Here is a 1,188-nt window from a genome sequence, read left to right on the forward strand (position 1 = left end):
CGATCCGAAGTCCCGAGGCGTCGTCATCTGCGAGGAGTTGATTAATGGTTACTTGGTTTCGGGCGCACGCGCCTATCCGACGGAAATTCGACATCTTGTTCGTCGCCTATGTCACGTTGACGGCGATCCCCGCCGCGACGACGTGGCTCGCGACGTCCGGGCGGGCGCCTGACGGCGCGCTGCTGTCGATTGCGTGCGGCGCCTGGGCTCTTGTAGCGGTGGTTGCGCTTCTATCCAAGCGGCTGATCTGCGATCCCTAAGTCGCCACCGTCGTCCGGATGGAGGGGATCGCCGCCGGTGATCTTTCCACTCCGATCGCGCATACCGAGTTCACTGACTGTGTGGGCCGCATGACCCGCGCGATGAGCGTGTTCCACAGCAACGGCGAGGCGGTGCAGGCCGCCGGCGAAGCGCAGCAGAAGGTCGTTGGCTCGCTAGGGGAGGGCTTGGCCCGGCTCGCTACCAGCGACCTCAGCCACCGGATCGAGACGCCGTTCCCGGCCGATTACGGGCAGCTGCGCGGTGACTTCAACCGTGCCATGGACGCGGTCGCTGAGGTGCTCACCGCGGTCAGCCAGGCGACGAGCGGGATCAACAACGGCGCCAGCGACATTCGTCAGGCGTCGGACGACCTGTCGCAGCGCACGGAGCAGCAGGCGGCCAGCCTGGAGGAAACCGCGGCCGCGATGGACGAGATCACCGGCACCGTCCGCGAGACGGCCGCAGGGGCGAGCCGCGCCAACGCCGTAGTCGGCCAAGCCCGCACCGAGGCCGAGCAGTCGGGTGACGTGGTGCGCCGCGCGGTTGATGCGATGAGCGGCATCGAGCGCGCCTCGGCCGAGATCAGCGAAATCATCAGCGTCATCGACGGCATCGCCTTCCAGACCAATCTCCTCGCGCTCAATGCCGGCGTCGAGGCGGCACGGGCGGGGGACGCGGGCAAGGGATTCGCGGTCGTTGCCTCCGAGGTGCGCGCGCTCGCCCAGCGCTCGGCCGACGCGGCCAAGGACGTGAAGGCCAAGATCATGGCCTCGTCCGAGCAGGTCGAGGTCGGCGTCGAGCTGGTCAGCGAGACGGGTAAGGCGCTTCAGCGCATCATCGCCCGCATCAGCGAGATCAGCACGCTGGTCGGCAGCATCGCCTCTTCGGCCGAGCAGCAGGCCACGGGGCTCCAGCAGGTCAACACCG

The 1,188-nt window shown here is 67.9% G+C and carries 1 protein-coding gene; it reads left to right on the top strand.

Going from position 1 to position 1,188, the window contains the following annotated elements:
• Positions 1–350: 350 nt before the first annotated feature.
• Positions 351–1,188, top strand: an 838-nt coding sequence (locus BM145_RS15505; protein ID WP_425441104.1) for a methyl-accepting chemotaxis protein, incomplete at its 3' end; no start/stop codon positions are given.

Origin of the sequence: Sphingomonas rubra (assembly GCF_900115745.1) — a bacterium.
Classification (GTDB): Bacteria; Pseudomonadota; Alphaproteobacteria; order Sphingomonadales; family Sphingomonadaceae; genus Sphingomonas; species Sphingomonas rubra.